The following is a 5,720-nucleotide window of genomic DNA, read 5'->3' as shown; positions in this document are numbered from 1 at the left end:
TTTTTAGCAACCAATCTTTGGTTAGCGGGCTATGTTTATTAAACGTATGCGTTCTTTGGAACGATTCTTTTACACATTTTTCTGTGTTTATTAGAGTCATTCTGGAGGACGCTTTTTTGCGTTTTAATAAAAAATATACCAGAAAGGTGGAAAAGAAAATGGCTGTTACAATGTCACTGTTATTAGGAAAACCAGGAGATGTTATTGAGGATTGTAGAAAGGAAATCAGGCTTTTACCCTCAAATGACAGGTATCGCATTTCTGCAGAGATACTTCTTAGAAATGGAGAGCGTCGCTATTTTCGAGCAAAGTCTATTGATAGGAAGTCTGCTACACAAGAGATACTCTTGTTTATTGCAGCTGTCGAGAATGCAACTGGAGAAACAATAATGTGGAGATTAAAGGGAGAGAAAACTTATCATATGAGCACTAATTATGAGGTAAGACCTTCTTTTATTCAGCGTACCAAAAAAGCCATTCTCGGGTACTTCTTCGACATCGAAGAGTAAGAGGCAATTAGTTTAAGAAAGCATTTAAGAGACTTTAAGAAAGGTTGTTGGAAACATTGAAAAATCATTTTGCAATTGCGAAAGAGGAGCTAGGCTTTTATGGTTTTGAAAATACTTCTCTACAAAATTTGTTAGCAGTATTAATTGGACCGAAAGCAAAACCAGTTGTAACTGGCCAGTTGTCTTCATTAGGAGTAAAAAGGCTCTCTTCATTATCTAAAGAAGAGTTACTTCAATATGAAGGTATTGGTGAAACAACTGCAGATCGAATTATCGCCTGTATTGGACTTGCTGGACTGCTCAACAAATATAAGTTTGAGGATAGCTATATTGTCAGAAGTCCTGAAGATGCTGCTAAATATATGTCTGATATGTCTACACTAGATCAAGAACATTTTGAGGTGCTATTTCTTAACTCAAAAAATGTGGTTATTGGGCGTAAGACAATATTTAAAGGATCTTTAAATGCAAGTATCGTACACCCTAGAGAAATCTTTCGTGAGGCAGTAAAACTAAGCGCAGCATCAATAATAGCTGGTCACAACCATCCTAGCGGAGACCCGTATCCTTCAAGGGAAGACATCGAAGTTACCAAAAGATTATCTGAGGCAGGGAAGCTAGTGGGGATCGATTTATTAGATCACATTATTATTGGTCATCACGGGAATTTTACTTCATTAAAAGAAAAGGGGTATTGTTAATGAATAGCCTTAACCTAGTGGGGCGACTTACAAAAAAGCCTATTATTAAAGGTGATGAACAGAAAGTTTGCCTATTCACATTGGCTGTTAATCGTAATTACACAAACCAAAACGGTGAACGTGAAGCTGACTTTATTCAGATAAAAACGTTTAAAAAGACTGCTAACAATTGTTATAAATACCTGGACAAGGGTAGTTTAGTTAGTGTTACTGCTTCTATTCGTACTGGATCTTATATGAAAGACAATAAGAAGATTTATACTATGGAAGTTGTAGCAGAAGATGTACGTTTTCTCGATACAAAGAAAAGTATCAATGAAAATAGTAATGGAGATCATCATCAATATAACCAATCCCATGATGACGACCCGTTCCCTGGTAGCGTTGAAACCCATGAGGAATGGCCATTTTAAGATTGGAGAGAATAAAGCGTTCGTTCCTTTGTGAATGAGCGCTTTTCCTTTTTAAAAAAGAATTTGGAGGCATAGAATGAAAAAATATCGTGTACTAGATGAGTCTAATATATTTTCTGCTAGTGCTGAGGAGATACGAGAATACCTAGAAGTAAGTTTTGGAGAAAAGTTTGGATTTCTTCCTATGTTTCAGGAATCGGAAGATGAAGGTTATTTAGAAATTTACCTCCATACTGATACTTATGAAATTTTGGAGGATCAGGAGCTTACTAAACTCGAAGAAATGGATATCACGGAGTCTGACTCCTTAAAAGCCATTTGTTCAATCTTAGGGCTTCGGATTGAAAATTAATAGATCTCCAAAATGAAGAAAGGGTCTTGTGTTTCCCTTTCTTTTTTAATTATGAAGGAGGAATTTTTTTGAATCTGCCAGATTGTTATCTCGATTCAGCAGTGACCGAACCGTTTTTTTAAAAGGCCAAGGAGTACATTCCCTTTTTAGCTTACTTCGGGATTCAAAGTGCGTTTGCATAGAAAGATAAGATGTTCAAAGTGGTTGCTTTGACCCACCTAAGGAATCATTACAAAAAAGGTGAGGTATCAAGGGACCAACTCAATGAGCTTATAGAATACTTAGATACTTTTCGCGATCCTTATCAGGACTTTTACGAAAAGGCTGGATTTCGGACTTGGACAGATACTAAGAATAATATTTTAGGAGGATTATTAAATGAGTCATGTAGGAAATAAAATTAGGGCTGGCTTCTTTGCCACTCCTGAACGACAAGGTGAGTATTTCGCTCACTTATTAGAAGTTGAAGGGAGCGGAGTGTGGCTAGATCCCACATGCGGTGAGGGTGAAATCCTTAAACAACTAACAGCTGCCTTTCAGAAAGAAGATTGTAGGATTACTACATATGGTGTGGAGTTGGATAAGGGAAGAGCGGATAAAGCAAAATCTGTATTAGACCATACAATTAATGCACCTATTGAATCTATGGTCATTGTGCGAGGCGTTCTTTAATAACTAGAGCAAATCTAGGAAAAGAAGGGGCTATTCGTAATAAAGAATAGTTACAACTGAATTAATGATAAAGAGGAATGAAAGCCTTCATGTTGAGCTGAAACTCTTTCCCTAAGACTCCTGCATGCATCTACTAATAGTGAATCAGAGATGTGTGAAGCCAGGCGAAGTCGGCTGAAATCACCCTAAGTTCTTTGAATATGGGTGATGATAAGTCGGGGGGCTACAAAATAAATATGGTGAGAATGTTCTAAAATGAACTGACGAACTGGCGAATGAACGGGTCTACATGATAGGAATACGAAAGTATTCTGCTCGCTACAGCGAGGTGAGTGTCGGCTAGTAAGCAAATGACTATGAAAACCGATATATCCAACCATGAGGATATTACGCTCACAGGCTCAGAGTCAGCACCTAAGTTTATATGTATAGCTAATTAATTCGGAACGTCGTAAGCGATAAACTTCTATATAACAGTCACTACTGGGAAGGTTGCTATAAGATACCTTGTATCGAAATGCATTCGTTGTCGTGAAAGTAGGGCCACAGTACCTATGAAATTATGGAAACATAGTGGAGGGATAGGCCCAAGTCTAGGATAGAACTAAAATCTGGTTTAATAGATGAGCTGCATCGGTCGAGTATGAATGTGGGGACAACTCAAGAAAGGTGGAGTTGCCACAGTGCAGACGAGATTGCGACAGTGGGAGTATTACGGACTAACACCGACCTTTTCTGAGTTATATGAGAAAAGTAAGAACGGTGAAAAGTTTAATAAACTTTACGAGATAATTACCAGTCGAGACAACATCCTTTTAGCATATAGAACTATCAAGTCAAATTCAGGGTCTAAAACTCCAGGAACTGACGGAATTACGATAGACAGCTATAAACTAAAATCCCAAGAGGAACTAATCACTCTTATCCAAGAGCAGTTAGTGGATTATAAACCTAAAGCGGTCAGAAGAGTCTATATTCCCAAACCCAATGGAGACAAACGTCCATTAGGAATTCCTAGCATGATTGACCGGATTATTCAACAGATGTTTAAGCAAGTCCTTGAGCCAATTTGTGAAGCGAAATTCTACTCACACAGCTATGGTTTCAGACCTTTAAGAAGTACATCCCATGCTAAATCCCGTTGCGATTCATTAATCAACAAGGCTGAACTACACTTTGTTGTAGACATAGATATTAAAGGCTTCTTTGATAACGTAAATCACCGCAGGTTAATGAAGCAAATATGGAGTATAGGCATACAGGATAGAAAAGTCCTAGCAATAATCTCAAAAATGTTAAAAGCCCCCATTAAAGGTCTTGGTATTCCTACAAAAGGAACACCACAGGGAGGTATCCTGTCACCACTTCTGTCTAACATAGTCTTACATGACTTAGATGTATGGATCTCGAATCAATGGGAGAACTACCCATCGAAATTTTCATACAAAAGACAAGGTGATAAGGTAGCCGCCTTAAAACGTACCAATTTAAAGGAAGGTTACATTGTGAGATATGCTGACGACTTTAAAATCTTTGCAAGAAACCATAAAGTTGCACTCAAATGGTTTCACGCGGTTAAAGATTACTTAAAGGAAAGGCTCGAATTAGACATCAACCCGGATAAATCCAAAGTAGTTAATCTCCGAAAAAGAAGCACCGATTTCTTAGGTTTCACTCTAAAAGCAACCCCAAAGGGTAGCAGTTACTTTTCAAAAAGTAATATAAAGAGTGAAAAGAAGGAGCAAATTTTGAGACGTGCGAGAAAGCATATCTTGAATATTCGCAAAAACCCTTCCCGAGAAAACCTTATGAATTGGAACAGCTTCATTCTAGGAATCCATAACTACTTTAAATATGCAACTCATGTTAGTAACGACTTTACCGACCTGTCCCACAGATTATCCCGACTGATATACAATAGGTTCTCAAAAGTTGGAAAGCGGGTTTACACAAGTAATGCACCACCAACATACAAAAAATTCTATGGCTGGTCTAGATACAGAGCATGGGCAATAAATGGTATTTACCTTTATCCTATGCAAGCTATTAAGACCAGAACAAACCTGAATTTCTCACAGGAGCTAACACCATTCACGGAAAAAGGGAGATTGCTAATTTCTAAGAAATTGAAGCCCGAAATCATGGGTGAAATTCTTAAATTGATGAAATCCCATATCCCTGAGGGTACCGCAGAATACCTAGACAACCGTCTTTCACGATATTCAATGCAAATGGGTTGTTGTGATATTACAGGAGAATTTTTATATGCGGATGATGTTCATTGTCACCATTTTACCCCTAGAAAAGAAGGAGGTAATGATTCCTTTGACAATCTGAGAATCATCCATAAAAACGTGCATAGACTGATTCACGCTTCTGACGAAGACACTATTGGGCGATACCTTATGTTACTAAATCTGAAGGCAAGGCAAATTCAGAAAGTTAACCAATATCGCAAGGCTTGTAATCTAAAACCAATTAGATTCTAAACTAGGTGGAACGCCGTATGAGGTGAAAATCTCACGTACGGTGTGGAGCGGGGGAAAAGGTGGAGATAGCATCAAAACCTTACCTATCGCTATCAAAATGAAGCTGTATCATTTTTATACTTAAATCCCCCATACGATTTCACAATGAAAGGGATAGATGATGAATCAGCTGACAGAAAAGAGTGGACTGAGCTTTACAGAAACACCAAATATCTTAAGGAACAAGGTCTCATAATGTATGTGATTCCTTCTTATCGTTATTCCGATAAGCGGATCGCTAGGTTTTTGGCCACACATTTTTATAATGTAGGCATGATGAGATTTTCGGATGATGATTATGATGATTTCCGTCAGTGTATATTTATCGGTAATAAAAAGACAGGTAAGCATAAGGAATTTAATCAAAAGCTGTTTGACTTCCTTATTCAAATGGAATCTGATGAATTTGTGATGGAAAATGTTACACCGGTAGACCGCTTCGTTGCTGCCAATAAAAAGTGGAGTGTTCCTGCAGGAGTAGAAAAATTAAGGACATTCTATACCAAGTTAGCAAATAAATCAGATTTTGTTGAAGGGATTCGAAA

7 protein-coding genes are annotated in these 5,720 nt (G+C 37.8%); all 7 read left to right on the top strand.

Features of this window, described 5'->3' with window-relative positions; genetic code table 11:
- Nucleotides 1-158: 158 nt before the first annotated feature.
- Nucleotides 159-509 carry a DUF6018 family natural product bioysynthesis protein gene (locus tag M3205_RS24765; RefSeq protein WP_159868111.1) on the top strand — a complete coding sequence of 117 codons (351 nt, stop codon included), beginning with the start codon at nucleotides 159-161 and terminating at the stop codon, nucleotides 507-509.
- Nucleotides 510-553: 44 nt separating this feature from the next.
- Nucleotides 554-1,210, top strand: coding sequence for a RadC family protein (gene radC, locus M3205_RS24760; RefSeq protein ID WP_159868108.1), 657 nt, complete (start codon nucleotides 554-556; stop codon nucleotides 1,208-1,210).
- Nucleotides 1,210-1,623 carry a single-stranded DNA-binding protein gene (locus tag M3205_RS24755; RefSeq protein WP_019379597.1) on the top strand — a complete coding sequence of 138 codons (414 nt, stop codon included), beginning with the start codon at nucleotides 1,210-1,212 and terminating at the stop codon, nucleotides 1,621-1,623. Before radC ends, M3205_RS24755 begins: the two co-directional genes overlap by 1 nt.
- Before the next feature lie 76 nt (nucleotides 1,624-1,699).
- Nucleotides 1,700-1,975 (top strand): hypothetical protein, encoded by a 276-nt coding sequence (locus M3205_RS24750; RefSeq protein WP_009336504.1) that lies wholly within the window; start codon nucleotides 1,700-1,702, stop codon nucleotides 1,973-1,975.
- 378 nt (nucleotides 1,976-2,353) lie between these two features.
- Nucleotides 2,354-2,647, top strand: coding sequence for a DUF6094 domain-containing protein (locus M3205_RS24745; RefSeq protein WP_251172305.1), 294 nt, complete (start codon nucleotides 2,354-2,356; stop codon nucleotides 2,645-2,647).
- Between the two features lie 683 nt (nucleotides 2,648-3,330).
- Nucleotides 3,331-5,136: a group II intron reverse transcriptase/maturase gene (gene ltrA / locus M3205_RS24740; RefSeq protein ID WP_251172304.1), complete on the top strand. Its 1,806-nt coding sequence runs from the start codon at nucleotides 3,331-3,333 to the stop codon at nucleotides 5,134-5,136.
- A 144-nt stretch (nucleotides 5,137-5,280) separates the two neighbouring features.
- Nucleotides 5,281-5,720, top strand: a 440-nt coding sequence (locus tag M3205_RS24735; protein ID WP_251172303.1) for a DUF6094 domain-containing protein, incomplete at its 3' end; no start/stop codon positions are given.

Source organism: Cytobacillus firmus (assembly GCF_023715565.1).
In the GTDB taxonomy this organism is placed as follows: domain Bacteria; phylum Bacillota; class Bacilli; order Bacillales; family Cytobacillaceae; genus Cytobacillus; species Cytobacillus firmus_C.
Note: the sequence above shows the minus strand (reverse complement) of the source record. Positions and strands in the feature narration are given on the sequence as shown.

Bases quoted from the DNA above. Each gene is read 5' to 3' on its own strand.
- M3205_RS24765 (WP_159868111.1), top strand. From the start codon at position 159: ATGGCTGTTACAATGTCACTGTTATTAGGAAAACCAGGAGATGTTATT.
- M3205_RS24755 (WP_019379597.1), top strand. From the start codon at position 1,210: ATGAATAGCCTTAACCTAGTGGGGCGACTTACAAAAAAGCCTATTATT.
- M3205_RS24750 (WP_009336504.1), top strand. From the start codon at position 1,700: ATGAAAAAATATCGTGTACTAGATGAGTCTAATATATTTTCTGCTAGT.
- M3205_RS24745 (WP_251172305.1), top strand. From the start codon at position 2,354: ATGAGTCATGTAGGAAATAAAATTAGGGCTGGCTTCTTTGCCACTCCT.